26 protein-coding genes and 1 tRNA gene are annotated in these 25,623 nt (G+C 50.5%); 9 read left to right on the forward strand and 18 right to left on the reverse strand.

Annotated elements, in window-relative coordinates:
* Positions 1 to 17: 17 nt before the first annotated feature.
* The 11 genes from DET_RS02060 to pdxS all read right to left on the reverse strand — a co-directional run bounded on the left by DET_RS02060 (position 18) and on the right by pdxS (position 11,027).
* Positions 18 to 1,055: a M50 family metallopeptidase gene (locus DET_RS02060; RefSeq protein ID WP_010936149.1), complete on the reverse strand. Its 1,038-nt coding sequence runs from the start codon at positions 1,053 to 1,055 to the stop codon at positions 18 to 20.
* Entirely contained in the window at positions 1,056 to 2,189 is a 1,134-nt protein-coding gene (locus DET_RS02065; protein ID WP_010936150.1) for a 1-deoxy-D-xylulose-5-phosphate reductoisomerase, read from the reverse strand.
* Entirely contained in the window at positions 2,174 to 2,977 is an 804-nt protein-coding gene (locus DET_RS02070) for a phosphatidate cytidylyltransferase (protein ID WP_010936151.1), read from the reverse strand. The genes DET_RS02065 and DET_RS02070 overlap by 16 nt, the downstream gene beginning before the upstream one ends.
* A 3-nt stretch (positions 2,978 to 2,980) precedes the next feature.
* A complete protein-coding gene (locus DET_RS02075; protein ID WP_010936152.1) occupies positions 2,981 to 3,691 on the reverse strand; it encodes an isoprenyl transferase in 711 nt (236 codons plus the stop codon).
* Between the two features lie 66 nt (positions 3,692 to 3,757).
* Entirely contained in the window at positions 3,758 to 4,315 is a 558-nt protein-coding gene (frr, locus tag DET_RS02080) for a ribosome recycling factor (RefSeq protein WP_010936153.1), read from the reverse strand.
* Position 4,316: 1 nt separating this feature from the next.
* Entirely contained in the window at positions 4,317 to 5,042 is a 726-nt protein-coding gene (gene pyrH, locus DET_RS02090) for a UMP kinase (protein WP_010936154.1), read from the reverse strand.
* Between the two features lie 14 nt (positions 5,043 to 5,056).
* Positions 5,057 to 5,560 carry a translation elongation factor Ts gene (gene tsf / locus DET_RS02095; RefSeq protein ID WP_010936155.1) on the reverse strand — a complete coding sequence of 168 codons (504 nt, stop codon included), beginning with the start codon at positions 5,558 to 5,560 and terminating at the stop codon, positions 5,057 to 5,059.
* A gap of 24 nt (positions 5,561 to 5,584) precedes the next feature.
* A complete protein-coding gene (gene rpsB, locus DET_RS02100) occupies positions 5,585 to 6,322 on the reverse strand; it encodes a 30S ribosomal protein S2 (RefSeq protein WP_010936156.1) in 738 nt (245 codons plus the stop codon).
* 184 nt (positions 6,323 to 6,506) lie between these two features.
* A complete protein-coding gene (gene purQ / locus DET_RS02105) occupies positions 6,507 to 7,274 on the reverse strand; it encodes a phosphoribosylformylglycinamidine synthase I (RefSeq protein WP_010936157.1) in 768 nt (255 codons plus the stop codon).
* Between the two features lie 6 nt (positions 7,275 to 7,280).
* The gene (gene purL / locus DET_RS02110) at positions 7,281 to 10,142 is read right to left on the reverse strand and encodes a phosphoribosylformylglycinamidine synthase subunit PurL (protein WP_010936158.1); all 2,862 of its coding nucleotides are present in this window, start codon (positions 10,140 to 10,142) and stop codon (positions 7,281 to 7,283) included.
* 3 nt (positions 10,143 to 10,145) lie between these two features.
* Complete coding sequence (gene pdxS / locus DET_RS02115) at positions 10,146 to 11,027, reverse strand: pyridoxal 5'-phosphate synthase lyase subunit PdxS (RefSeq protein ID WP_010936159.1); 882 nt, start codon at positions 11,025 to 11,027, stop codon at positions 10,146 to 10,148.
* Positions 11,028 to 11,209: 182 nt separating this feature from the next.
* Here pdxS and DET_RS02120 point away from each other — a divergent pair, with 182 nt between their 5' ends.
* The 3 genes from DET_RS02120 (at position 11,210) to DET_RS02130 (ending at position 12,557) form a co-directional block, all read left to right on the forward strand.
* Complete coding sequence (locus DET_RS02120; RefSeq protein ID WP_041223331.1) at positions 11,210 to 11,608, forward strand: ubiquinol-cytochrome c reductase iron-sulfur subunit; 399 nt, start codon at positions 11,210 to 11,212, stop codon at positions 11,606 to 11,608.
* Positions 11,609 to 11,684: 76 nt separating this feature from the next.
* A tRNA-Thr gene (locus DET_RS02125) sits at positions 11,685 to 11,759 on the forward strand.
* Positions 11,760 to 11,786: 27 nt separating this feature from the next.
* Positions 11,787 to 12,557 (forward strand): hypothetical protein, encoded by a 771-nt coding sequence (locus DET_RS02130; protein ID WP_010936161.1) that lies wholly within the window; start codon positions 11,787 to 11,789, stop codon positions 12,555 to 12,557.
* An 84-nt stretch (positions 12,558 to 12,641) separates the two neighbouring features.
* Here the strand turns inward: DET_RS02130 and DET_RS02135 are convergent, their stop codons facing one another.
* On the reverse strand, positions 12,642 to 13,787 hold the full coding sequence (locus tag DET_RS02135; RefSeq protein ID WP_010936162.1) for a GuaB3 family IMP dehydrogenase-related protein: 1,146 nt from the start codon (positions 13,785 to 13,787) through the stop codon (positions 12,642 to 12,644).
* Between the two features lie 250 nt (positions 13,788 to 14,037).
* Here DET_RS02135 and rsmI point away from each other — a divergent pair, with 250 nt between their 5' ends.
* The 4 genes from rsmI to DET_RS02155 are packed head-to-tail and all read left to right on the forward strand — an operon-like array spanning position 14,038 to position 17,768.
* On the forward strand, positions 14,038 to 14,862 hold the full coding sequence (rsmI, locus tag DET_RS02140; protein WP_010936164.1) for a 16S rRNA (cytidine(1402)-2'-O)-methyltransferase: 825 nt from the start codon (positions 14,038 to 14,040) through the stop codon (positions 14,860 to 14,862).
* A 24-nt stretch (positions 14,863 to 14,886) separates the two neighbouring features.
* Entirely contained in the window at positions 14,887 to 15,102 is a 216-nt protein-coding gene (locus DET_RS02145) for a hypothetical protein (RefSeq protein WP_010936165.1), read from the forward strand.
* Positions 15,103 to 15,110: 8 nt separating this feature from the next.
* On the forward strand, positions 15,111 to 16,772 hold the full coding sequence (metG, locus tag DET_RS02150) for a methionine--tRNA ligase (RefSeq protein WP_010936166.1): 1,662 nt from the start codon (positions 15,111 to 15,113) through the stop codon (positions 16,770 to 16,772).
* Positions 16,773 to 16,796: 24 nt separating this feature from the next.
* Positions 16,797 to 17,768 (forward strand): polyprenyl synthetase family protein, encoded by a 972-nt coding sequence (locus tag DET_RS02155; RefSeq protein ID WP_234943832.1) that lies wholly within the window; start codon positions 16,797 to 16,799, stop codon positions 17,766 to 17,768.
* A 321-nt stretch (positions 17,769 to 18,089) separates the two neighbouring features.
* Here the strand turns inward: DET_RS02155 and ftsH are convergent, their stop codons facing one another.
* On the reverse strand, positions 18,090 to 19,904 hold the full coding sequence (ftsH, locus tag DET_RS02160) for an ATP-dependent zinc metalloprotease FtsH (RefSeq protein WP_041223332.1): 1,815 nt from the start codon (positions 19,902 to 19,904) through the stop codon (positions 18,090 to 18,092).
* A gap of 71 nt (positions 19,905 to 19,975) precedes the next feature.
* Entirely contained in the window at positions 19,976 to 20,806 is an 831-nt protein-coding gene (locus DET_RS02165; protein WP_010936170.1) for a TIM barrel protein, read from the reverse strand.
* 113 nt (positions 20,807 to 20,919) lie between these two features.
* Between DET_RS02165 and rsfS the strand changes: the two genes are divergently transcribed.
* A complete protein-coding gene (gene rsfS / locus DET_RS02170) occupies positions 20,920 to 21,270 on the forward strand; it encodes a ribosome silencing factor (protein WP_233417659.1) in 351 nt (116 codons plus the stop codon).
* On the opposite strand, the gene ndk is transcribed toward rsfS, so the two are convergent.
* From ndk to thiL, 4 genes are read right to left on the reverse strand one after another with little or no spacing between them, the layout of a single operon-like run.
* Positions 21,271 to 21,699 carry a nucleoside-diphosphate kinase gene (ndk, locus tag DET_RS02175; RefSeq protein WP_010936172.1) on the reverse strand — a complete coding sequence of 143 codons (429 nt, stop codon included), beginning with the start codon at positions 21,697 to 21,699 and terminating at the stop codon, positions 21,271 to 21,273.
* Between the two features lie 9 nt (positions 21,700 to 21,708).
* Positions 21,709 to 23,079: a bifunctional tRNA (adenosine(37)-N6)-threonylcarbamoyltransferase complex dimerization subunit type 1 TsaB/HAD family hydrolase gene (locus DET_RS02180; RefSeq protein ID WP_010936173.1), complete on the reverse strand. Its 1,371-nt coding sequence runs from the start codon at positions 23,077 to 23,079 to the stop codon at positions 21,709 to 21,711.
* A complete protein-coding gene (tsaE, locus tag DET_RS02185; RefSeq protein ID WP_010936174.1) occupies positions 23,057 to 23,548 on the reverse strand; it encodes a tRNA (adenosine(37)-N6)-threonylcarbamoyltransferase complex ATPase subunit type 1 TsaE in 492 nt (163 codons plus the stop codon). Before tsaE ends, DET_RS02180 begins: the two co-directional genes overlap by 23 nt.
* Positions 23,545 to 24,555: a thiamine-phosphate kinase gene (gene thiL, locus DET_RS02190; RefSeq protein ID WP_010936175.1), complete on the reverse strand. Its 1,011-nt coding sequence runs from the start codon at positions 24,553 to 24,555 to the stop codon at positions 23,545 to 23,547. Before thiL ends, tsaE begins: the two co-directional genes overlap by 4 nt.
* Positions 24,556 to 24,846: 291 nt before the next feature.
* Between thiL and DET_RS02195 the strand changes: the two genes are divergently transcribed.
* Entirely contained in the window at positions 24,847 to 25,623 is a 777-nt protein-coding gene (locus DET_RS02195) for a class I SAM-dependent methyltransferase (protein ID WP_010936176.1), read from the forward strand.

A 25,623-nucleotide genomic window follows, 5' to 3' on the forward strand; every position in this document is an offset into this window, starting at 1 on the left:
AGAGAGTATATCAGAAACTAGCCTTGGGCAATGCGTATAATATCCTGAAAGGTTACCGCCAGCATAAGCCCTATCAGCAGGAAAAACCCGGTCATATGGATAAGGTTTTCCACTCTGGGAGAGATGCGTCTGCCGCCCCGTATCCACTCAATAAATACAAACAATATCCGTCCGCCGTCAAGGGCGGGCAGGGGCAGCAAATTGATAATAGCCAGATTCAGGCTGAGGAAAGCGGTAAACTCCAGCAGAGGGCCAATCCCGGCACGTGCCACATCCCCGGTCATCTGGGCAAGCCCCACCGGCCCCACTACGTCAAAGGGTACACTGCCCATGATAAGGCCCAGTATGGAGTTTTTAAAAAGCACCAGGGTTTCAAAATTTTGCTGTATAGACAGGGGAATGGAAGCCAGAACAGACTCGCTTTCGCTTATTATCTGGTAGTCCAGAGTTTGCAGTGAAATACCCACCGGGCCTTCACCGGCCGGCGGCTGCCAGCGGGGAGACAAACTGACAGTACTTTGGGTCTGGTCAGCATGGAGTACGGTTATTTCTATGGTTTGCCCCAGATTCAGCTGGGAAATACGGGAAAATTCGGAGGTGTTCCGTATTTCAGTGCCGTTTACACTTAAAATAGTATCACCCGCTACCAGCCCGGCTAAAGCGGCAGGTGAATCCGGCACTACTTCTTCCACGTTTACCCTGCCCACCAGCACGTCATGCGGCACCATCAGGGCAAAGGCAAACAGAATAATGGGTAAAACAGCGTTTACCAAAGCTCCGGCACTGAAAAAGAGCAGACGCTTCCCGGCACTTTTTGAGGAAAGGCCTTTATTATTTACGGGGTCATCCTCTACTTTTACAAAACCGCCCAGCGGCAGCCAGTTAAGGCTGTACTCAGTCTGTCCGAATTTGCGGCCGAATATTTTAGGCGGATAGCCAAACCCGAATTCCTCCACCTTTACCCCTATAGCTTTGGCGGAAAAGAAATGGCCAAGCTCATGGGAGATAACTACTATGGAAAATATAATCAGAAAAGAAACAATGGTTAACAGCATTTATAGTTTACCTGCCAGTTCGGTTACTTTGCGGCGTGCCCAGGCATCTGCGGCCAGAATATCATCCAGAGATGGGCTGGCAACAGCCTGATGGGCATCCAGTACTTTGGCTATCAGTTGGGGTATCTGCCCGAATCCTATCTCACCCTTCAGGAACATCTCAACAGCCAATTCGTCTGCGGCGCACAGTGCTGCCGGAAAGGTTTTGCCTTCTTCTCCGGCGGATATGGCTAACTTCAGGCAGGGAAATCTGTCCATGTCCGGCATTTCAAAGTCCAGCTTGCCTATTTCCGCCCAGTTTAGGCGGGGTAGGGTGAGGTTGGTCAGCCTTTCGGGGTAGGTGAGAGCACACTGAATGGGGAAACGCATATCCGGCCGTGACAGCTGGGCTTTAAGGCTGCCGTCTGCAAACTCCACCATGGAGTGAATAATGCTCTGGGGATGGATAACCACTTGAATATTCCGTACCGGCATATCAAACAGCCAGCGGGCTTCTATTATCTCCAGCCCTTTATTCATGAGACTGGCTGAGTCTATGGTAACCTTGGTTCCCATTTTCCAGGAGGGGTGCTTAAGTGCCTGTTCAGGGGTGACTTTGGCTATTTCGTCTTTAGTTAAGGAACGGAAAGGTCCGCCTGAGGCGGTCAGGATAATCCGGGCGGGGGGTGTGACCTCACCTGACAAACACTGCCAGATGGCACTGTGTTCACTGTCCACCGGCAGTATTTTAGCTCTGTTTTCCTGTGCGGTGGCGGTTACTATCTCCCCGGCTGAAACCAGGGATTCCTTGTTGGCCAAAGCTATTACCTTGCCGGCTCTGGCAGCGGCAAGCACCGGCTGCAAACCGGCACTGCCGGGGGTGGCCACTACCACTATGTCGGCTTCGGGCAGGGCGGCCATTTCCTCCATGGGGATAAAACGGGCGGTACAGGCGTTAGTATCATGGCAGTTTTGGCAGTAGATGTATTTGGGGCGGAACTGCTCGGTTTGTTCTTTAAGCAGATTTGCATTCGTTCCGCCAGCCAGTCCCAGTACCTTGAACCGGTCCGGCAGTGAATGGATAACCTCCAGAGTCTGGCGGCCAATAGAACCGGTAGACCCCAGTATGACAATGTTTTTTATTGAATGAACCATATCACGTAGTAGTATACCACTATGCCGGTAAAAAGCAGGCTGTCCAGGCGGTCCATAATTCCGCCGTGTCCGGGTATCAGATTCCCGGAATCTTTACAGTGCATATTGCGTTTAAACAGAGATTCGGCGATATCCCCGGTTTGTCCGGCTACGCTGACCAAAAGACCTATCAGCATGGCCACAAATACATTTATAGGCAGTCCCAGCAAGTCAGCAAAAATGGGGGCGACTATAATACTGAATACCGCCCCGCCTATAGCTCCCTGCCAGCTTTTGTTGGGGCTGATGGAGGGTGCCATTTTCTGTTTGCCGAAACGGCTGCCTATGAAAAAAGCCATTGTATCGGTAGCGGCGGTAAGAATCAGCGTCCAGAGCACCCATTCGCGTCCCATGGGCAGTTCGCGCAGGGCCACCCAGAAACTGGAGAGCAGACCGATATAAATTACCCCGGAGAGTGTCCAAGCCCAGCGGGGAAAGGCATCTGTGCGGTCTTTCAGGGTCAGCAGGTATATGAGTGAGGTCAGGCTGAAAGACCCCAGTAAGAACGGCAAGACGCTTTCTATTTGCAGATGGGGGCTGATTACGATAAGCATACCCCAGAAAATGCCCAGCGCCTTGAAGGGCTGGGATTTAAGGTAAACGGTAACGGCATTGTAAAATTCATTTAGGGCCAGGGCGACTACCACCGCCATAGCCAGGGTCAGCCAGGCTATGGGCTGGTCAATCCAGATAACTGCCAGAGCAATAATGGCCAGCAGGCAGCCGCTTAAAACGCGTTTTTTAAGCATAATTTACAAACCACCAAAACGTCTCTGCCGCTGATTAAAGGCAGAGATAGCGTTATCAATTTCTTTTTCACCGAAATCCGGCCACATTACTTCCGAAAAATACAACTCGCTGTAGGCTGACTGCCACAGGAGAAAATTGGAAAGCCGCATTTCGCCGCCGGTGCGGATTACTAAATCAGCTTCCGGTATGCCTGCGGTATACAAATAGCCGTCAAATACATTTTCGGTTATTTTATCAGCGGCTAATCCGTCTTTAACCAGCTTTTTTACCGCCTGAATAATTTCATCCCGCCCGCCGTAATCAAAGGCCAGACACAGGGTCAGGCCGGTATTCCGGCTGGTACGGGACAGCAGGTCTGCCAGTTTATCTTTTAGTACAGATGGCAGTTTATCCAGATGCCCCAGATGTTTTAAACGGACGTTGTTTTCCACCAGCTCCGGGATATAAGATGACATAATGTCATTTATCAGCCCGAAAAGCCCTTTTATCTCGGTATCCGGGCGTTTCCAGTTCTCAGTGGAAAAACTGTAGAGGGTAACGTATTTGACCCCCAGCGAATTTAAGTGGCGGATAATTTGTCTGGCGTTTTCAAGGCCGGCTTTATGCCCATCTAAACGGCTAAGGCCGCGGCGTTCCGCCCAGCGGCCATTTCCATCCATTATTATTGCGATGTGGTTCGGGGGGGTATTATTTATTCTAACTGTTGTGTCCAAGATAAAAACCTCTATCGCAACAGGGGGTTGCCGGACTATCCTTTGAGTTTGACGGAGAATAGGGGGTTAAACTTGCTTTAGTTCAGTTTCTTTATCCGCTCCCAGCTTGTCAGCCTTGGCAATAAAGCTGTCTGTTATCTTCTGAAGCTGGTCAGAGCCGCGTTTCAGGTCGTCCTGGGAGATTTCCTTGGACTTTTCCAGTTTTTTCATTTCGTCCATTGCATCACGGCGGACATTTCTCATGGCTATTTTGTCTTCTTCCAGCCTTTTGCTGACCATTTTAATCATTTCCTGGCGGCGTTCTTCAGACAGGGGGGGTATATTCAGGCGGATAATATTGCCGTCATTATTGGGCATAAGACCCAAATCAGATTTCATAATGGCCTTCTCAATAGCGGAAAGGCAGCTTCTGTCCCAGGGCTGAATAGTAATATAACGCGGGTCAGGAGCGGCAATGCTGGCCAGATGGTTAATAGGGGTGGGTACGCCGGCATATTCCACTTTGATATGTTCAACCAGGGCCGGGGACGAACGCCCGGTGCGTATGCCGGAGAGTTCCTGCGAAAGCACATCAAGCGAAGCAGCCATCTTTTTTTCAGATTTTTGTAAAATTTCGTTTATCATTTTAACTCTCGCTGGATATTAATGTACCTATCGGCTGACCGGAAATGGCGCTCACCAGGCTTTCGGAGGATTGGAGGTCAAACACAATAATCGGCAATTTATTATCCAGACAAAGTGAAAGGGCCGTTGCATCCATAACCTGGAGGCGCTTATTTATAGCTTCCATATGAGTAAGGTGCTGGAAAAGGGTAGCTTCGGGGTGTTTTTTGGGGTCAGCGGTATAAACGCCGTCCACCTTATTTTTGGCCATAAGAAGCACATCGGCTTCTATCTCTATGGCCCGTAAAGCGGCGGCAGTGTCGGTGGTCATATAGGGGTTGCCGGTGCCTCCGGCAAATATTACTACCCGCCCTTTTTCCAGGTGGCGGATAGCCCGTCTGCAGATATACGGCTCGGCTACCTGCTGTACTGCCAGAGCGGATTGGGTGCGGGTTACGATGCCCTCACGTTCCAGGGCATCCTGCAGGGTAAGGGCGTTTATAATAGTGGCCAGCATACCAGCATAATCGGCTGAAACCCGGTCAATTCCCTCTTTGGCGGCGGTTGCCCCCCGCCAAATATTGCCTCCCCCTACCACAATGGCCACTTCCACGCCCATAAGGCAGATATGCTTAATCTCGTGGGCAATACTTCTTACGGTAGGGATATCAATACCGTATCCGGTGGCTCCTTTGAAAGCCTCTCCACTGAGTTTTAACAGGATACGTTTATATTTTATTTCAGCCATAAAAAATACCGGTACTAGCCTCCAAGCTCAAATCGGGCAAACCGCTTCAGGCGGATATTCTCTCCAACCTTGGCAACAGTCTCAATAATGAGACCGTTGATGGTTTTGGAGAGGTCTTTGATGTAAGGCTGAAGCAGCAGGCAGGCGTTTTCGGCTTCAACTTCACATTCGGCCGGGCGGTCTTCTTCAGACAGGTAAAGCGGACACATGGCCGCAACCTGCATGGCCAGATTGTGGGCCAGTTCCTTAAAGGCATCAGTGCGGGCAACAAAGTCAGTTTCGCAGTTAAGCTCAACCAGCGCACCTATCCGTCCCTGGGTATGAATATAGGATTCCACAATACCCTGGACAGTTTCACGTTCAGCCTTCTTGGCGGCTTTTACCAGGCCTTTCTCCCGGAGAATCTCCTGGGCTTTTTCAACATTGCCATTTGAATCCATCAGAGCGTTGCGGCATTCCATAACGCCTGCGCCGCATTTCTCGCGGAGTTCCTTTATCTGTTCAGCATTGATAGCCAATTTATTAACTCCAGTGTTTATTATTTAACCGGCAGTTTCAGCCTGAGCTTCGCCGGTGGTTTCAACTTCGGTAACCTTCAGGGCGTTCTGGGCTTCGATAACGGAATCAGCCATTTTGGAGCAGATGAGTTTGATAGCCCGCATAGCGTCATCGTTAGAAGGAATAGGATAGTCAACTTCGTCAGGATTGCAGTTGGTATCAACCATAGCCACCAGCGGGACACCCATCCGTTTGGCTTCGGCCATAGCAATCTTTTCTTTAGTGGGGTCTACCACAAAGATTACATCCGGCAGGCGGGTCATTTCTTTGAAGCCGCCCATAGTGCGGTTCAGACGGGCAATCTCTTCTGCCAGTTTCTGAGCTTCTTTCTTGGGCAGACGGTTAAAATCACCCCTGGCCTGCTGGTCTTCCAGCCGTACCAGATAATCAATCCGTGACTGGATGGAATGGAAATTGGTTAAAATGCCACCGGTCCAGCGCTGATTGATAAAATACATGCCGCATCTCTTGGCTTCTTCAGCCAAAATTTCCTGGGCCTGTTTTTTGGTACCGACAAAAAGAACCTTACCGCCTTCACTGACAACCTGATTAATGTAATTGCAGGCTTTGTCCAGCATGACTACGGTCTTTTCAAGGTCAATAATGTGAATACCGTTGCGTTTGGTGAAGATATATTTCTTCATCCGCGGATGCCAGCGGCTGGTCTGGTGACCAAAATGCGCCCCGGCTTCCAGAAGCTCTTTGATGTTTGTAGTTGGCAAGCTCTATCCCCTCCTAGTTAGTTAAAAACCGTTTAATAGCAATATTTGCATGATGATAACACAGAAGTATAACACAAGCCCAATTAGCCAGCAACACCGCTTCCGGTGCCGAAGCGGCTAAAAGCTGCGGCTGATGTCATGTATTTATTACAAAAATGGAGCGCACCAGCTATATTTTCCGGTCTCAGACCTGGCGTGCCCATTTTACGGCATTGGTAAATATTTTCAGCCCGTCGCCTTCTTCTTTAAGGCCTTCCGCCGGCCAGCGCGGGTGCTGGCTGCCCCGGACAAACCGCTCCGGGTGGGGCATAAGGGCAAATATCCGCCCGCTTTCGTCTGCAATACCGGCAATATCCATCAGGGTGCCGGCCGGATTAGCTGGGTAGGGGGAGTTGCGTTTGCCGTCTTTGTCGGTATAATAAACCACTGAATTAAGCTTGTTTATTACTTCCGGGCTGCCCAGCAGTTTACCTTCGCCGTGGGCTACCGGCAGATACAGGCGGTCTATACCCTGGGTGAACACGCAGGTGGAAAAGGGGTTTACCGCAAGGTATGTCCAGCGGCATTCAAAACGGCCGGAGTTGTTTTCTGTCAGGGTTATTTTCTGCCCGTCTTTCATAGGGCCGGGCAGTATGCCGGTTTTGACCAGTGCCTGAAAGCCGTTGCAGATACCTATAATAAGCCCGCCGCTTTCGTGGAAACGGTTTATTTTTTCACCCAGTTTCAGGCGTACTTCATTAGCCAGTACCCGTCCCGCCCCCAGGTCATCACCGTAGCCGAAGCCGCCGGGGAAAGCCATTATCTGAAATTCGGCTAAGCGCGAAGGCTTGGCCAGGAGTTCGTTTATATGCACCATCTCTGTTTCGGAGCCGGCCAGCTCAAAGGCATAAGACGTTTCAATATCACAGTTAGTACCGGGTGTGCGGAGTATCAGGGTTTTTACTTTGCTCATCTCTACCTACCAGCGCATCGGCCTTTGCCAGGCCTCTTTCAGTTCGCTAACCGGGGTGTTTATAATAATCTCCCTGCCGCCCAGCCCGCTTATTTTCAGACGGGGTTCGGCGGTGACCTCACCTATAAGCCCGAAGTCTCCCGCCTGCATCAGCTTTTCAAATTCGGCCTTATGTTCGGGTGATACTTCTGCCAGAAAACGGCTGTTGGACTCTGAAAAGAGTATGTAATCTTCCCGCTCTATCTTTTCAGAAAGAGGTACATCTGCCAGACGTATGTTTGCCCCCAGTTTGCCGCTGAAGGCCATTTCGGCCGCCGCAACTCCCAGCCCGCCTTCGGACAGGTCATGGCAGGCAGCCACCAGCCCTTTGGCGGTAGCGGAAGAAAGGGCCTGCATGTTTTCTTTGGCGCGCTCTGCATTTACGGCGGGTGCCCGGTTGCCTATAAAGCTGTGGTTTTTGAAGTAATGGGAACCGCCCAGTTCTTCGGCGGTTTTGCCCACAAGATAAATAAGGTTTCCGGCTTTTTTGAAATCCATACTGACGGCCTTCTCACCGTCTTCCATTACCCCTATGGCGGAAATAAGCAGGGTGTGGGGAATGGTAATCAGCTTGTCATTATAACGGAATTCGTTATTCAGGCTGTCTTTGCCTGAAATAAAGGGGGTTTCAAAGACCAGGGAAAGGTCATGGCAGGCCTGACAGGCACGTACCAAATCCCCCAGGCTTTCGGGGCGGCTGGCATTGCCCCAGCTGAAGTTATCCAGCAGGGCTACCCTGTCCAGGTTGCCGCCTACCGCAATAATCTGCCGCAGGGCTTCGTCTATAGCCGATGCGGCCATATTGTAGGCATCTACGTCAGCGTAGCTGGGGTTAATGCCGTTTGATATTACTACCGCTTTCTTTGAGCCAAGCACCGGGCGGATAACGGCGGCATCACCCGGCCCGTCATTTTCAGCCCCCGCCATGGGTTTGAGGACGCTCCCGCCCTGTACTTCATGGTCATACTGGCGGATTATCCACTCCCGGCTGCACACATTCCAGTGGGAAAGTATATTTTTAAGCTCGGTTTCCAAATCTTCCGGGCAGTCAAAGTCAGCTTCGGGGTGGCGGTGTTTGTGGCGGGTGGCAGTTAATTCCAGCTGAGGCCGCCCGTTATGCAGGAAGTCCATCTGCAAGTCAGCTACCGGATTGTCTTCGTAAAAAAGCTTGAGGTGGCGGTCATTGCTGAATTCGCCTATGACCGACGCTTCTACCCCTTCGCTTTCAAAGAGTGCCATAATCTCACTCAGTTTTTCTTTTTTAACTGCCAGCAGCATCCGTTCCTGGCTTTCGGATATCCATATTTCAGAGTAGGTCAGGCCGGAGTATTTCAAGGGTACTTTATCCAGATAGACTTTTACCCCGGTAGATTCAGCCATTTCGCCTATGGCAGAGCTTAAACCCCCGCCGCCGCAGTCTGTAATGCGTACAAACAGCTCACGGTCACGGGCGGCAAGCAAAGTATCCAGCATCCGCTTTTCCACAATGGGGTTGCCTATCTGGACGGCGGTAAAAGACAGCTCGGTAGAGCGGTCATTCAGTTCGCCGGAGGCAAAGGTTACCCCGTGTATGCCGTCACGCCCGGTACGCCCGCCAATCAGCACCACCAAATCACCGGCAGATTGCTTGCCCGGCAGGGCGTATTTTTTGGGTATCAGGCCTATAGTACCGCAGTAAACCAGCGGGTTGGCGGTATAGCGTTCATCAAAAAGGACTGCCCCGTTAACTGTGGGTATGCCCATACGGTTGCCGTAATCTGCCACGCCGGAGCGTACCCCTTTGAAAACACGGCGGGGATGAAGCACTCCCGGGGGCAGTTCATTTTCTGGCAGGTCAGGTTGGCCGAAACAGAATACATCTGTATTGGCAATGGGTTTGGCGGCAAGTCCCGTGCCCAGTATGTCACGGATTACCCCGCCAATGCCGGTAGCCGCCCCGCCGTATGGCTCAACCGCTGACGGGTGATTATGGGTTTCAGCCTTAAAGCAGACCCCCCATTTATCATCAAACTCTATTACGCCGGAGTTATCTACAAAAACAGATAAGCACCAGGGTTTGTTAAGTTCAGCAGTGGCTTTGGCTATAGTCTGCTTCAGCAGGTTATTTATAATCTGGCCGTCATAATCCAGCATAGCCTTAAATGTTTTATGGCAGCAGTGTTCGCTCCAGGTCTGGGCCAGGGTTTCCAGTTCGGCATCAGTGGGTGCCCGCCCCAGTTTCAGGTAATGTTCATAAATAGCCGAAAGTTCCTGGTGGCTCAGGCTGAACTCCTTGCCCAGCGAGGCCATGTTGTCCTTCAGCTTTTCGGCCAGCAGGTCAATCTTCCTCAGTTTAAAAGTATACTTCGGGTTAGGGGGGAAGGGGTTTGAACCGCTCTTAACCACATGCTGGACAATGGGGTTTATAAGAAGCTTACTGCCGATGGTATCCAGTTCGTCAGCCGAAATTTCCCCCTTAAGCAGATAGCGTTTGGCCGTTTTGGCGGCAGTTACGCCCTTTATGCCCAAATCAGAAATGGCTTTGAGGATAGTTTCCTGAACCGGGTCGGTTACCCCGGCGTTATAGGTGACTTCTATAGCCGAAAAGCCGTCAGCTTCCGCCTGCGGGCAGTTGGCGTCATATTTAAAGGTCTGGATTATCTTGTCTGAAAGAAGCTCCCCGGAAATGGTCAGGACTTCACTGTCTGAAAGCTGTCCCTCCAGCCAGAAAACGTCTATTACCCGCACTTCGCTAACTGAGGTAATGCCAAGGTCTTGTATATCACGGCAAATGCTGTTGCCTTTCGGGTCTGGCCACTCCGGTTTCAGGGAGACTTCTATCCTGTGCACTTTTTACCAGCCCCTGCGGGAAATCAGTTTATCGGGTTCTATTTGTTTTATATCCAGACCGGGCATGGCATCACCCAGACCCTTGGATATTTCGGCCAGTACTTTGGCATCTTTATAGTGGGTTACCGCTTTGACTACGGCTTTGGCCATGGCGGCGGGGTCAGATGATTTAAATATACCTGAACCTACAAATACCCCGTCCGCCCCAAGCTGCATCATCAGGGCTGCATCAGCCGGGGTAGCCACCCCGCCGGCGGCAAAGTTTACTACCGGCAGTTTACCGGTCTTGTGAAGTTCAAGCACCAGTTCCAAAGGTGCATTTATCTCTTTGGCATAAGCGGAAAGTTCGTCAGCGGACATAGACTGTACCCGTCTGACAGAGCCCATAACGGAACGCATATGGCGTACCGCTTCCACAATGTTGCCGGTACCGGCCTCACCCTTGGTGCGTATCATAGCTGCACCTTCGCCAATCCGCCTTAAGGCTTCACCCAAATCACGGCAGCCGCAAACGAAGGGGACTTTAAAATCATGTTTCCAGACGTGAAAACTTTCGTCCGCCGGGGTAAGCACCTCGGACTCATCAATGTAATCAACCCCCATGGATTCCAGTATCTGGGCTTCTACAAAGTGACCTATGCGGCACTTGGCCATAACGGGTATGCTGACTACTTTCATAATCTTTTCAATAATAGTGGGGTCTGCCATGCGGGCAACGCCGCCGGCCGCCCTTATATCCGAAGGTACGCGCTCCAGCGCCATAACGGCACAGGCGCCTGCTTCCTCCGCTATTTTAGCCTGTTCGGGGGTGGTCACATCCATAATCACCCCGCCTTTGAGCATTTGAGCCAGGCCAGATTTTACTTTGAAAGTACCGGTTTCCATATCTAATCTCCCCTGAGGGTTCTCCCTCCTGTCCTATTCGGCTATATTCTACTATTTATGCCCCTTCGGGGCAAACATAATTGTATATTATTACGGCAGGTATCTGTTGATCCGGCCTGATCTTTGTGCTATACTTTTGTAGTCAAACGGGAAGTTTTTAAAGTAAAAACAGGGAGGCTTTGGTGAATATTTTTAAAGCTATCATGGGTAAATGTGATACCGCACCCTTAGCTGACGATGTCTGGAGTGTGATGGACAGCCAGATTACCCTTGATTTGGAAAAGCTGCCGGGGCTGTCTTTAAAGGGCGGGGCTGGTTATATGGCGGGCAAAGGCCTTGCCAAGCCGGTGCTGGTGGTACGCGGTCAGGATAATAACCTTTATGCTTATGAAAATGCCTGCCCCCATGGCGGACGCAAAATTGACCCCGTACAGGGCGAAGCCAGACTCCGCTGCTGCAGTGTAAACCACTCTACCTTTGATTATAACGGCAAGGTTCTTTCCGGGCCTGCCCAGCATAAGCATGAACTAAGGCGTTTGCTGACCAGCCAGGCTGACGGGAAACTCCTTATCAGCCTTTAATATCCGGGTTTAAAAAACTCTGCGGAACTGCTATCGGTAGTGACGGAAATATCCGTTATGCTATACTGTTGCCTGCGCCAGCGTGGCTCAGAGGTAGAGCAGCGGTTTCGTAAACCGCCGGTCGGAGGTTCGAATCCTCTCGCTGGCTCCATTTATTTATGACGAGGTATAAGACTAAATGAGCAAATTTGTAGACAGGCTTAAAAATGTTTCCAAAGGCTATGTGCGTCCCATGGGCTTTAACGCGGTTGCCTCTGCTCCCCCGCCCAAAATGCTGCTGGCAGCCGAGCTGGATATTGAAAACCTGACGGATAAAGAAGCATTTGGCGGGGCAGACGTGGTGCTTGTCTCTGCCAGTAAAGCCAGTGCCAAAAAGCTGAAAGAAGCGGCTGATTTGCTGGGAGAGACTGTTTGGGGTGTTATGCTGGGTGATAAAGCAGCCGATGCCGCAAAAATGGCCAAGGCCGGGGCAGATTTTGTGGTCTTCAGCCCGGATGCCGAAGTATCACCCCTGACCGCTCTTGAAAAAACCGGCAAGATAATAATTCTTGAAACCAATCTGACTGATTTCATGATAAGGGCGGCGGACTGTTTGTCCGTAGGGGCGGTTATCGTGGGTGAGCAGGCAGATACGGCTACTCTTAGCTGGCGGAAGATTATGCTCTACCAGCGTTTTGCGGATATATTGTCAAAACCCTTTCTGGTAAGGGTAAGTTCAAATATCACGCTTTCGGAGCTTCAGTCACTCTGGGCTTTGGGTATAGACGGGGTACTGGTAAGCGGGAGCGCAGGTTTGAAAGAACTGCACACACTGATAGACAAGGCGGAGTGGACTCCTAAACGCAAACGCGGGCACATGAGTGCCATTGTGCCGTCTCTGAAAATGCCTGCGTCCGAATCAGTTGCCCCTGAAGAGCCGGAAGAACCTGACGAAGGTGACGAGGAGTAGGCGCTTCTTTTCAGATTTGAATTTCAGCCAATAAAAAAAGCCGGTTTAAACCGGCTTTTTGTTTTATAGTTTAGACCAAATACTTTATTGGCACTTGGAGAGCTGGTAGCTTTTGCCTTCGGTGGTAATAGCCGGGGCAATAACCATTTCAACCTGCTGCATTTCGCGGATGTTGGAAGCACCGCAAACACCCATGGATGTCTTAAGTGCGCCCACCATATTTTGAGTGCCGTCAGTAACGGAAGTGGGGCCGAACAGTATTTGCTCCAGACTGCCGGTAGTTCCCACTTTGATGCGGGTACCTCTGGGCAGGGAGGGGTGGGGATGAGACATACCCCAGTGATAACCCCGTCCGGGAGCTTCGGCAGCCTTGGCAAACGGTGACCCCAGCATGACGGCATCAGCACCGGCACAGATAGCCTTGCAGACATCGCCGCCCTTTTTAAAGCCGCCGTCGGTAATGATGGGTACATAGCGGCCGGTTTCTTTATAATAAGTTTCACGGGCAGCGGCACAATCCATGCTGGCGGTTATCTGGGGAACGCCGATACCCAAAACCTCGCGTGAGGTGCAGGCGGCACCCGGGCCTACGCCTATTATTACACCGTGAACACCGGTACGCATAAGCTCAAGGCAGGCCTGATAACTGACGCAGTTGCCAACCAGCACCGGTACTTTAATCATTTTTACAAATTCTTCAAAGATAAGCCCGTGGCTGCTCTTGGAGACGTGGCGGGCTGAAGTGACGGTGGAAGCAACGGAGATAATATCCGCTCCGGCTTCTACTGCTACGGGAGCCAGTTTTTTGGCGTTGGCAGGCATAATGGAGACGGCACAGATGCCACCTTTGGCTTTTATTTCGCTTACCCGTTTGGCAATCAAATGTTCTTTTATAGGTTCGGCGGTATAAACCTTCTGCATGAAAGCAGTTACTTCGTCAATGGGTTTGGATATAATCTGGTCAAGAATTTCCTGGGGGTTTTCATAACGGGTATAAATACCCTCCAGATGCAAAACGGACAAACCGCCCATTTTGCTCATGGCAACCGCAGTATCCACGTTGGTTACGGCGTCCATGGCCGAGGCAATAAAGGGGATGGAGAAGTTAATATTGCCGATTTTGAAATCAATTTCTACCTGTTCGGGGTTAACGGTTAACCCGCCGGGGACAATGGCTACCTCGTCAAAGCCGTAGGTACGCCTGAGGGTTTTAAATTCTGGTACTGTCATCTCAGCTCTCCTTACTATTAAACATGAACTATATCAGAGCCGGCAAAGTCAAGTCAAGGCAAGTTATTTAGCTCTATTATAACCTTGCATAAGGCCAAAAAATATATAGAAATGGGGATAGTTTCCGGCCCGAAATACCATGGCAGTCAGGGCGGGGTGTTATCACCCTTTTATTATACAGTATTTCGGGATTTGGTTTTTTTCTTAGCCAGTTTAGCCTTCAGGCTTATTCTGCTACAATAATAAGGTTATGGCTTTATATGTGGTGGCAACGCCTATAGGTAATCTGGAGGATATAACCCTCCGGGCACTGCGTGTGCTTTCAGAGGTAAAGCTGATTGCAGCGGAGGATACCCGCCGTACCCGTAAACTGCTTTCCGCCCATAATATAAAGACCCCCCTGACCAGTTACTTTGAGCATAACCGCCTGTCAAAGCTGGATTATATTCTGGAGGTGCTGGGGGAGGGGGATGTGGCTTTGGTTTCAGATGCCGGTATGCCCGGTATTTCAGACCCCGGTTACGAGCTTATAAAGGCTGCTCATGAGCACGGCATAAAGGTTGTGCCGGTGCCGGGGGCTTCGGCCGTGATAACAGCGGTGGCGGTATCCGGGCTGGACTGTGCCAGTTTCAGCTATCTGGGGTTTCTGCCCCGCCAGAAAACTGAACGCCGGAAAGCCCTTTCGGAAGCGGCATCACTTGGTGCAAGCATTGTTATACTGGAAGCACCCCACCGTTTGCAGGGCTGTTTGCTTGACATAAAAGATGTGCTGGGAGACCGTGAGATAGCCGTCTGCCGTGAGCTTACCAAAATATATGAAGAAATATTCCGGGGCAGTATCAGCCAGGCTATCAGCCATTTTGACCAGCCGCGGGGTGAATTTGTGCTGGTGGTGGAGGGCTGTAAAGTGCCCGTGTCTCAGCCGGAGCTGACGGATGATATAATAAAGGAACTGGGCATGCTCAAAAAACAGGGCAAACCGGCTAAAGAAGCGGTGGCTCTGGTGAGCCAAAAAAGCGGTCTGCCCAAAAAAGAAATCTACCGGGCTTGGCTTAAAATTAACAAAACCTTATAATAGGTAAAATTTGCGAGGTGTTTCATGAGGAGAGGATGTATTTCACTGGGGGATGTGGTTTGCACTGGCTGCAACAATAATATTCCCTATCCTGAGCGTTATTTGGCTGTAGACGAAGAAGACGGCAAAGAAGTAGACAAAGGCACTACCGTTCATTACTGTGTGGAATGCGCCCTGAAGAAAGGGTATGCCAGCTACAAAGAAGAAAAAGGCGAGAGAATTCTAACCTTTCTGCCCTGAGGATATAAATGAGCGAACGAATATTTATAGGTGTGGCCTGGCCTTACGCCAACAGCCAGTTGCATCTGGGTCATGTTGCCGGCGCTTATCTGCCGGCAGATATTTTTGCCCGTTACCACCGCACCCGCGGGGATGAAGTGCTTATGGTATCCGGTTCGGATATGCATGGCACTCCCATTACCATAAGGGCGGAGCAGGAGGGCATTACGGCTGCCGAGGTGGCAGAGCGTTATCACCGGCTGTTTATGGCCTCGTGGCCGAAGCTGGGTATAAGCTGGGATTGCTATACCTCAACCGCCACTGCCAACCACGCCCGCACCGCTCAGCAGATGTTCCTCAGCCTGTATGAAAAGGGTTATATTTATAAAGATACGGTTTGCCAGCCGTTTTGCCCCCACTGCAACCGCTTTTTGCCTGACCGCTATGTAGAGGGGACTTGCCCCCACTGCAAATATGAAGGCGCCCGCGGTGACCAGTGTGACAACTGCGGCAAACCCTTAAATGCGGCCGAACTGTTAAATTTCCGCTGTAAAAACTGCGGCAATCCTCCTGAATTCCGTGAGACCGAGCATTTTTTCCTGAAACTTTCGGCATTTGAAGAAGAACTTACCCACTGGGTGGAAACTAAGACCTACTGGCGTACCAATGTGCTGAATTTCACCCTGCGTTATTTAAAAGAGGGGCTTAAAGACCGGGCTATTACCCGTGATTTGGACTGGGGCGTGCCGTTGCCGCTTCCGGGTTATGAGGGCAAACGGCTGTATGTCTGGTTTGAAGCGGTAATCGGTTATCTGTCTGCCAGTATAGAGTGGGCGGCATCTAAAGGCCAGCCGGATGAATGGCAGAAATACTGGGGCGGAGATACCAAAAGCTACTATTTTATAGGCAAGGACAATATCCCGTTCCATACTATTATCTGGCCGGCTATGCTGATGGGTAGGGGCGGGCTTGATTTGCCGTATGACGTCCCCTCAAACGAATACCTTACTATAGAAGCCCAGAAGTTTTCCAAGAGCCGTAATAAAGCAATCTGGGTGGATGATGTTCTTTCACGCTACAGTGTGGATACCCTGCGTTACCTTCTTTCGGCTAATATGCCTGAAAGTTCTGATATGGATTTCTCCTGGAGGGAATTTGTCCGCCGCAATAATGACGAACTGGTAGCCACTTACGGCAATCTGGCCCAGCGCGTTTTGACTATGGTCTGCCGTAATTTTGACAACAAAGTACCCGAATACGGTGAGCTGGACGAACGTTCCCTGAACCTTATTGAGAAAACCAGCGCCATGCTGTTTGAAACAGACAAGGCTTTGCACGGCTGTAATTTCCGTGAGGCTATTAAACTGGCTATGTCACTGGCCCAGGAGGCAAACCGCTATCTGGATGAAAAAGCCCCCTGGAAAGAAATAAAGGTGGACAAAGCTGCCGCTGCCCGCAGTTTATACGTGGCCATGGCGGCTCTTTCCGGGCTTCGGGTGGCTTTTTATCCGTTTTTGCCGGAAAGTTCAAGCAGGCTCAGTACTTACCTGGGTTTCGGCTCTGAAATAGAAAAAGACGGCTGGGTGCTTAAAATGCCGGTAGCCGGGCAGGAAATGATACCGCCGGAGCCGCTTTTCAAGAAACTGGAAGATTCGGTTGTAGAAGAAGAAACCGCCCGCATGGGGCTTTAGTATTTACCAGGAGGCAAGGTCTTGTTGAAACTTAGCTCTATCTACGCACCTATAAATGAGGGCCTCAAAGGGGTTGAGGACGAGTTTAAGCTGGTATCCGAAAGCCGGAAGCAGTCTTTTCCCGAAATGGCGGAAATGCTGGATTATATTCTGGTGGGGGGCAAGGTACTCAGACCGGCCCTTTCCATGTTGTCGGCCATGTGTTTCGGTACGGGTATAAAAAAAGTGTTGCCTTTGGCCACTTCTTCCGAAATGCTGCACATAGCAACCCTGGTGCATGATGATGCCATTGACAAGGCTGATACCCGCCGCAGCCGCCGCACTGTCAATTCCGTATGGGGGCTGGAAAAGGCTATACTCCTGGGTGATTTCCTGTTTGCCCATGCCGCCGAAGTAGCGGCAGAGACCGACAATATGCGTATAGTTACCCTGTTTGCCCAGACTCTGCAGATAATTGCCTCAGGGGAGCTGAAACAGGCTTATGCCAGTTTCAACCCTGACCAGAGCTATGAAAATTATCTTGAAAGGATATCCGGCAAGACGGCCGCCCTTTTTGTAATGGCTACCAAGGGCGGGGCTATACTGGCAGACGCTTCGCCCTCTGATGAGGAAATAATGCGTTCTTACGGCTATAATCTGGGTTTAAGTTTCCAGATAGTAGATGATATACTGGATTTTGTGGGCAACGCCAAAGATATGGGCAAACCGGTAGGTTCAGACCTGAATAACGGCACAGTTACCCTGCCGGCGCTTCTCCTGATGGACCGTTATCCGGAAAATAACCCTATCAAAGACATGCTGGGGGCTACAGACCGTTCCGCTCATGTGGCCAGAGCGGTGGAGATGATAAATTCGTCAGACATCATAGACCTTAGCTACAAAGAAGCTAAACGCTATGCTGATTTAGCCTGCCAAGATTTGTCAAAGCTCCCCAAAACGGCTGCCCGCGAATCTCTCTACCAGCTGGCTGAATTTATAGTTGAACGCAAGAACTGACAAGGAGGTTCAACGTGAAACTTTTTATAAATATTATCGGCATTATTCTGGTTATTTTTGTCCTTACCCATTTGCGTGAAGTCTGGCACTGGCTGGAAGGTATTTTTAAACGCAAAATTTGACAAGGAGATAGAAGATGAAACTGATGGGTTGTCTGGGGAGTATTCTGGCTCTTATTGTGATTGTCTTTGTCCTTACCCATTTGAGCGAAATATGGTCTTGGCTGGAAGGTATTTTCGCCTGATAAGGCAGGCAGGTTTTTTACCGCAAACAAAAAAGCCACCTTTTTAGGGGTGGCTTTTTGATTATTCAGGCAGGATATCAGGCGGATTCAGATACGGGAAACTCACCTACAAACAGGTTTTCCAGTTCAGCCCCTTCCAGGGTTTCTTTTTCAAACAACTTCTCGGCAATGAACTTAAGACGGTTTTTATTTTCGGTGAGTATAGTTTTAGCCTTTTGATGGGCTTCTTCAATCAGCCCGCGGACTTCTTCGTCAATCATATCGGCTACTTTTTCGCCGTAGTCTTTCTGTTCGGATATCTCACGCCCCAAAAAAACCATTTCTTCTTTGTTGCCAAAGGTGCGCGGCCCCAGTTTGTCACTCATACCATAGCTGGTGACCATCTTGTGGGCAATATCGGTAGCCCGGCGCAGGTCATCTGAAGCACCGGTGGAAAGTTCTTTAAAGGTCAGCTCCTCCGCTACATACCCGGCCAGCAGCCCGGCCATCATGGCCTTGAACTGGGAGCGGGTCATCAGGTAGCGGTCTTCGTTGGGTAGCTGGCGGGTATGCCCCAGGGTCATGCCTCTGGCCACAATGGATATTTTGTGAACAGGGTCAGCCCCCTGTACCAGCCGAAGCACCAGCCCGTGTCCGGTTTCGTGGTAGGCGGTGACCTCTTTTTCCTGGGTGCTTATGCGGCGGCTCTTGCGTTCCGGCCCGGCAATAACCCGGTCAATGGACTCTTCAAGGTCTTCGGTCTCAACCACTTTGCGGTTCTTGCGGGCAGCCAGTATGGCGGCCTCGTTAAGAAGGTTAGCCAGGTCCGCACCCGAAAAGCCGACTGTTTGCTTAGCCAGATTTTCCAGATTAACCGTATCTGCCAGGGGTTTGCCCTTGGCATGTATTTTCAGTATGGCTTCACGCCCGGTTATATCCGGTTTGTCCAGCACTACTCTGCGGTCAAAACGGCCGGGGCGGAGCAGGGCGGGGTCAAGGATATCAGGGCGGTTGGTAGCCGCAATAACTATTACGCTGGTATCGGTATCAAACCCGTCCATTTCCACCAGTATCTGGTTAAGGGTCTGTTCGCGTTCGTCATGCCCGCCGCCCAGTCCGGCACCGCGCTGGCGTCCGACAGCATCTATTTCGTCTATAAAGATAATGCAGGGGGCATTCTTTTTAGCCTGGTCAAACAAATCACGCACCCTGGAAGCACCCACGCCCACAAACATTTCTACAAACTCGGAGCCGCTTATAGAGAAGAAGGGAACTCCGGCTTCTCCGGCAATAGCCTTGGCCAGCAAAGTTTTACCCGTACCGGGGGGGCCTATCAGCAAAATACCTTTGGGAATGCGGGCACCCAGCGCCTGAAACTTTTCACGGGATTTCAGGAACTCTACTACTTCGCCTACTTCCTGTTTGGCTTCGTCTACCCCGGCCACGTTGGCAAAGGTAATGGTGGGCTTGTCCATATTAAAGAGCTTGGCCTTGGAGCGGCCGAAAGAGACGGCCTGATTGTTGGCGCCCCTGGCCTGGGTAAAGATGAAGATGAGCAGGCCGCCGAATATCAGGAAGGGCAGATAGGTAAGAATCATAGTGCCCCAGTCCAGTCCGCCTGCCGGCTGGATATTTACCTTGACATCAGTCAGGTCCAGGCCTTCAATGTCGTAAATACTGGCAATGTATTCCTTTACGGTGGACAGTTTTGTGCCGTCAGTGGTAGTTACCTCTATATTTTCACTGTCAACTGTAATTTCGGCAATCTTGTGTTCCTGAGACAGGGTTATTATCTGGCTCAGAGGCACTTCCTCCGGTTTCTGGGAGTTCGGCACCAGAAACGAAAAGATTGCTATGATAGCCACCAGCATCACGATATAAATAATGGTGCTGCGTTTCCAATTTGAATTCATTTGGTACCTCAAAATTTCATGTAATATGGGACATATTAAGTAAATTATAGCATATAAGGATTGCGTCGTCTTCAGGCCAGAGAGAAGTAGGTCTCTTTAAGAAGCAGGGCATCTTCCTCCAGATTAGGGCTTTCGCAGATTACCAGCCCGGCACAGCCTTTGTCACGAAGGCAAAGCAGCAGTTCTTTATAATTGAAATCTGACTCAGCCAGGTTCAGGTGCTGTCTTTCGCCGCGGGGTGAGTAATCTATACCGGAAATGTGTATATGCATATTTTTAAGGGCGCTTTCACCCAGGTAATCAGCCATAGTGGTTAACATAAAACTAAACTCGGAATAAGAGTTGAATTTGCCGGTGCGGGCATGGTAATGGGAAAAATCTATAGTCGGCAGCAGGCCGGGTATCTCGCTGCAAAGTGCCATAGTCTCCTTAAGGTCTCCGAACTGGGTGACTTTGCCGCTTACTTCGGGGCGGAGGCTTATCGGAAAGCCCTCTTTCTGAAGACGTTCAGCCACCGGGCGGATATTATCCCGTATGGCTTCGTAGGCGGCAGAAGGCGAATCCGTCAGGTAAAAACCTGGGTGAAATACCAGTGACCCCGCCCCGCACAGAGATGCCGTTTTGGCGGACTGGTAGAGCAGGTGCTGGCTCATTTTAACCTTGTTTTCTTCCACTGCATTAAAGTTCAGGTAGTACGGGGCATGGGCGGACAGCTTTATGCGGAGAAGCTCTGAAAGTATGCGTACCGGATTGGTATCCGGGGCTTTCATATATACCCCGCGGACAAACTCTATTTCCATGCCATCCAGCCCCAGCTCTGCCACCCGGTGGATACCGTTCTGGGTGGTGTGTTTGGGGGTGGAATAGGGAATGCCGGCGGTGCCGAAAAGTAAACCTGCCATAGGGTATAAGTATATCAGATGTGTTCGGCATTTAAAAAACCTAAGGCCTGTTTTAGCCTTATTACAGCCCGCAGCGGGTTGTATGCTATACTAAAAACAGATTTTTGGGGAGGGTGCACTTGGAATCAATAGATATTGCCCGGCAGATGGTAAGTATAGCCAGTGAGAAACAGGCTGAAGATATAGTCCTTTTGGATGTCAGGGAGTTGGTTAGTTACTGTGATTATTTCGTGCTGATGAGCGGCGCTTCCGGCCGTCAGCTTTCGGCTATTGCGGATACGGTTGAAAAGACCTTTAAACCTCTTAAAATAGGGCCGCGCCACCGTGAAGGTGACGCGGATTCAGGCTGGATACTGCTTGATTTCGGCGGGGTGATTGCCCATATATTCACCCCCGAAATACGCTCTTATTATAAGCTTGACCGTCTCTGGGAGAATGCCCCCAAACTGGTTTCTGTCCAGTAACTAACGGCGGTCGTAGTTTACCAGTTCGCTTTCGCTGAAAAACAGGCTTATTTCATGTTTGGCGTTTTCAGCCGAGTCTGAGCCGTGAACGGTATTCTGCTCTATATTTATACCCAAATCTCCCCGTACCGTACCCTTTTCAGATTTGGCAGGGTCAGTGGCGCCCATAGCCTTGCGCATTTTCTCAACGGCATTTTCGCCCTCAAAAACAGCGGCTACAATAGGGCCGGAGGTAATGTAAGTGACCAAATCCTTGAAAAAGGGGCGTTCCCGGTGGGGGGCATAGTGCTTGTCAGCTAAAACGGCATCCATCTGGAGCATCCGCAGGCCAATCATTTTCAGCCCCAGTTTTTCCATTCTGCCCAGTATTTCGCCGGACAGGCCGCGGTTAACGCCGTCAGGCTTAACCAGTAAAAGTGTTCTTTCCATATTTCTCCTTTATTTAGCGCCGGCCAAACCTATAAAACCGGCTATATCTTCTACACTAATCTTGCCCAGGGTGTCAACTATCATATCAGCTTCGCTCAGGGCCTGGGGTTGCTGGCTGTTGGTAACAGCTATGCATTTCATACCGGCTTTCTTGGCGGCTTCCACTCCGGCGGGTGCGTCTTCTATTACCAGGCACTCTTCCGGGCTGGCGCACAGTCTGGCGGCCGAGAGTAAGAATATCTGGGGGTTGGGCTTGCCCTTGGTGACATCTTTTTCGCTGACTGTAGCCAGGAAGTAGTCCCCTATACCCAGTTTAGTCATAACCAGCTTGATATTGGCCAGCGGTGCCGAAGATGCAATGGCCATGCGGTAACCGGCTGTTTTCAGGGATTTTAAAAGTTCTATCACACCGGGAAACAGCTGTATCTCCTGCCCGGCGTATTCACGGAAAAGGTGTTCCTTGCGGTCAGCCAGAGTGTGGATAGTATCCGCGTCTGACTTCTCACCCAGCACCGAATAAATTATCATGTCATTCCGCAGGCCGAAGGTACGGTAAAAATCTGCTTCGGAAAAAGTATAACCTATCTCCGCAAAAGTAGTCTGCCATGCCCGCATATGAAAGGGGGCGGAATCTGCAATTACCCCGTCCATATCCCAGATAACGGCTTTGTTTTGGGAGAGCGGCAGGCCGGTGCGGTGTTTGCGGGGGGATATCTGGGGGCGGCGCAGGTAAAGCGGTTGCAAACCGGCAGGGCTGTCAGTCAGGCCGTCTTCAATCCTCTTTTTAGCCAGCCGTGCCAGCGAGGCTGCCCTTGAAGGGCGTATATCAGCCGGGGCAAATACTGCTTTTTTATCTCCAAGCAGGGCTTTAAGCTCGGTTTGGCTGGTTTGGCTTATCGGCCCGCAGATAACACAGGGTTCACTGACTTCAGCGGCTAAATCAGCCAGATTGGTGATATAGGGTTTAACCTCTTCTTTTAAGCCGTCTCCGTTCTTTTGGTAGATCGCTGCGGCATATTCCTGCTGTCCTGAGGGCAGTAATGCCCACACCTTAAGGCCGCTTGCCAGATAGGGGTAGGCGGCCAGTTCCAGTGTGCCGATACCGCACAGGGGGATATCCAGAGCAAAAGCCAGGCTTTTGGCGGTGCTCAGGCCTACTCTTAAGCCGTTAAAACTGCCCGGCCCTATGGAAACCGCAATGGCTGAGGCATCTTTAAGGCTTAGCCCGGCTGACTCAAGCAGCCACTCCAAACGGGGCAGCAGCTCTACCGTCTGGTTTTGGTGGCTTAGCCAGTTGTACTGGGCCACTATTTCATCATCTTTAAGGACAGCCAGCCCGGTGTCCGGGGTGGCTGTATCAATGGCTATTAAAACCGGCATCCTTTACCCTCTGTGCAATCTCATTTAGCAGCTCTTCATAGCGGATACCCCAGGCAGACAGGGTCAGTTTCCGCTTATTTTCATCCAGATAGGCTATTTCTATCCGCAGGTTTTCCGTAGGCAGCAGCTCATCGGCTTTGTCAGCCCACTCAACCACCGTTACTCTGCTGCCGTAAAAATAGTCATCCAGTCCCAGTTCCTCTATTTCTTCGCTCAGGTCCAAACGGTATAAATCTATGTGATACAAAGGTAACCGCCCGTACATCTCACGCACCAGTACAAACGAAGGGCTCAGGGCATTTTCGGTAACATCCAGCCCCTTGGCTATTCCCTGGGTCAGGTTCGTTTTGCCTGCTCCAAGGTTCCCCACCAGGAAGATAATATCCCCGGCTGATGCCAGTCCGCCTATTATCTTGCCCAGGTCTTGGGTTTGCCGGGTACTGTGACTCACCAGTTCAAGTTGGTTCATTTCGGTTTTTTAAAATGCTCCCAGCCGTTCTTTTCCGGCTGAAGGGCCCTCCCATCTTTATCCACTAATTTCAGTTCATCCGGTTTACCCGGAATAATCTCACCTATAATAGTAACCGGTATTCCGCTTTGGGCTGATATCTGCTCTATCACTTTGGCCGGGGCGGTAAATAGCAGCTCGTAATCTTCCCCCCCGTAAAGTGCCATGTGTTGGGCTTGGAGAGGGTAGCAAAGACGCAGGCTGGGGTGGACAGGCAGCCTCTCAAGCTCAATTCGGGCACTCACCCGGCTCTGCCTTAGTATATGCAAAAGGTCAGCCGCCAGCCCGTCACTGATATCTATACAGCAGCGAGCCCCCTCTTTTACCAGCAGCCGGGCTTCATTTATCCGCGGTTCGGGGCGGTAAAAAGAGCGGCAAAATATCTCCCGGCTTTCGTCTGGAACTTTGGTTTGGTTTAAAAGCATATCCAACCCGGCGGCGGCATTGCCCAGATAACCGGTAACAGCTATTTTTTGCCCTGGCAAAGCCGTGTTCCGGGTAAGCAGCTTGTCCGGGTTTTCTGCCGAACCCAGCAGGGTAACCGCCAGATTTATTAAGGAGGACTGGTTGGTATCCCCGGCTATTATGGCCGTCTGGTATTTGTCAGCCAGGCTTCGCATGGCGTTATAGCAGTCTGTCACGCTGGAAACGAGCGTATCCGGCGGCAGGTCAATATTCACAATAGCATATTGGGGGACTCCCCCCATGGCGGCAATATCGCTTAGGTTTATCGCCAGGGCTTTGTAACCTAAGTCTGCCCAGTTAAGCATACTGCGGTTGAAATGTACGTTTTCAATAAGGCTGTCCACCGTGACCAGCTGGTATCCCTGAGGCCGGAAAACAGCCGCATCGTCACCAATATCCAGTATCAGGTTTTGACGGGCAGGGGTGGTTTCATCTGTTCCCTGGTGCAGAAGTTTGTTCAGCTGGTCTATCAGCTGGCATTCGCCTATGTCAGAAACCTTCATAATGCAAGGATTATACCATTTTCAGCTATCGCCTGCAGGGTCTAAAACAAGCGTTTTCTAAAATTCAAGGAGGGGATTTTTTAGCTTTGGCTTACGTATGGGCTGCGATGGGAATTAACCTTGACAATTAGTACATTGAGGAATATTATTGATTTTTGAAATCGCCATTAGTGTGGCGTTTTTGTTTGGCACTTACTCAAAAAAGCTGAGTTTTGTCATTGGTGGGTTCCCCGTTTCAATGACTTCAGATATGGAATATGTCTAAATAAATGCTTCAAAAGGTGATAGCTGATGAGTAGTTTGGCCGAAGCGCCTATCCATGACCCCGGATTTGACTCTGAAGAGGCGCATAAACGTAAACAGTATATGGTTGACTTGTTCGTAGTCCAAGCAAAAAACTACGATTTCCATGATGATGTTTTCGGGCTTTATGCCCACCGTTTCTGGATGCGGACCGTTCTTAAGATAATGGGGCGGTTTCTGAAAGACCGGAAGCATGTTGATATGCTGGATTTGGCCTGCGGCACCGGCTTTGTTACCTTCAATACAGCCAGAAACTTTGACAATGTTGACATAGAGGCCTTTGATATCAGCCCGGATATGCTGGCCGTTGCTAAAGAACGCTACGAAAAGTATTTCAAAGGGCGGAACATCAAGTTCTGGCGGGGTGATGCCGAAGTTCCCTTTGGCGAAGAGAAATATGACCTGGTAACTACCAGTTTTGCTTACCGCAACTTTGCCAACAAAGGCATTGCCACCGAAAACGTTTTCAATGCCCTGAAGCCGGGCGGTCTGTTTATTATTCAGGACCTTACCAAACCCGAACGCCACCCCATGCGCGGGCTGTATATATTCTACATGAAGTATATCCTGCCGGTGCTTACCGGCATTCTGGGCACCGAAAAATCCGCTGCCCGCTGGCTTTACAAGTCTGCCATGATGATGCCCACTAACGGGCAGATTGTAAAACTGATGGAAAGTAAAGGCTTTGAGAAATGCCAGTACAAGAGCCTGTCACTGGGTATTGCCTGCGTAATCTGGGGTTTCAAGCCGGAGAAATCAGAATAA

It is taken from the genome of Dehalococcoides mccartyi 195, from assembly GCF_000011905.1.
Taxonomy (GTDB): domain Bacteria; phylum Chloroflexota; class Dehalococcoidia; order Dehalococcoidales; family Dehalococcoidaceae; genus Dehalococcoides; species Dehalococcoides mccartyi.

What these genes read in the sequence shown, in the direction of transcription:
- DET_RS02130 (WP_010936161.1), top strand. Translation starts at nt 11,787, where the DNA reads ATGAGCAAATTTGTAGACAGGCTTAAAAATGTTTCCAAAGGCTATGTG.
- DET_RS02165 (WP_010936170.1), bottom strand. Translation starts at nt 20,806, where the DNA reads ATGGCAGGTTTACTTTTCGGCACCGCCGGCATTCCCTATTCCACCCCC.
- DET_RS02195 (WP_010936176.1), top strand. Translation starts at nt 24,847, where the DNA reads ATGAGTAGTTTGGCCGAAGCGCCTATCCATGACCCCGGATTTGACTCT.
- DET_RS02180 (WP_010936173.1), bottom strand. Translation starts at nt 23,079, where the DNA reads ATGCCGGTTTTAATAGCCATTGATACAGCCACCCCGGACACCGGGCTG.
- thiL (WP_010936175.1), bottom strand. Translation starts at nt 24,555, where the DNA reads ATGAAGGTTTCTGACATAGGCGAATGCCAGCTGATAGACCAGCTGAAC.
- DET_RS02060 (WP_010936149.1), bottom strand. Translation starts at nt 1,055, where the DNA reads ATGCTGTTAACCATTGTTTCTTTTCTGATTATATTTTCCATAGTAGTT.
- metG (WP_010936166.1), top strand. Translation starts at nt 15,111, where the DNA reads ATGAGCGAACGAATATTTATAGGTGTGGCCTGGCCTTACGCCAACAGC.
- pdxS (WP_010936159.1), bottom strand. Translation starts at nt 11,027, where the DNA reads ATGGAAACCGGTACTTTCAAAGTAAAATCTGGCCTGGCTCAAATGCTC.
- DET_RS02065 (WP_010936150.1), bottom strand. Translation starts at nt 2,189, where the DNA reads ATGGTTCATTCAATAAAAAACATTGTCATACTGGGGTCTACCGGTTCT.
- ftsH (WP_041223332.1), bottom strand. Translation starts at nt 19,904, where the DNA reads ATGAATTCAAATTGGAAACGCAGCACCATTATTTATATCGTGATGCTG.
- DET_RS02145 (WP_010936165.1), top strand. Translation starts at nt 14,887, where the DNA reads ATGAGGAGAGGATGTATTTCACTGGGGGATGTGGTTTGCACTGGCTGC.
- ndk (WP_010936172.1), bottom strand. Translation starts at nt 21,699, where the DNA reads ATGGAAAGAACACTTTTACTGGTTAAGCCTGACGGCGTTAACCGCGGC.
- pyrH (WP_010936154.1), bottom strand. Translation starts at nt 5,042, where the DNA reads ATGGCTGAAATAAAATATAAACGTATCCTGTTAAAACTCAGTGGAGAG.
- DET_RS02135 (WP_010936162.1), bottom strand. Translation starts at nt 13,787, where the DNA reads ATGACAGTACCAGAATTTAAAACCCTCAGGCGTACCTACGGCTTTGAC.
- rsmI (WP_010936164.1), top strand. Translation starts at nt 14,038, where the DNA reads ATGGCTTTATATGTGGTGGCAACGCCTATAGGTAATCTGGAGGATATA.
- DET_RS02070 (WP_010936151.1), bottom strand. Translation starts at nt 2,977, where the DNA reads ATGCTTAAAAAACGCGTTTTAAGCGGCTGCCTGCTGGCCATTATTGCT.
- purQ (WP_010936157.1), bottom strand. Translation starts at nt 7,274, where the DNA reads ATGAGCAAAGTAAAAACCCTGATACTCCGCACACCCGGTACTAACTGT.
- frr (WP_010936153.1), bottom strand. Translation starts at nt 4,315, where the DNA reads ATGATAAACGAAATTTTACAAAAATCTGAAAAAAAGATGGCTGCTTCG.
- tsaE (WP_010936174.1), bottom strand. Translation starts at nt 23,548, where the DNA reads ATGAACCAACTTGAACTGGTGAGTCACAGTACCCGGCAAACCCAAGAC.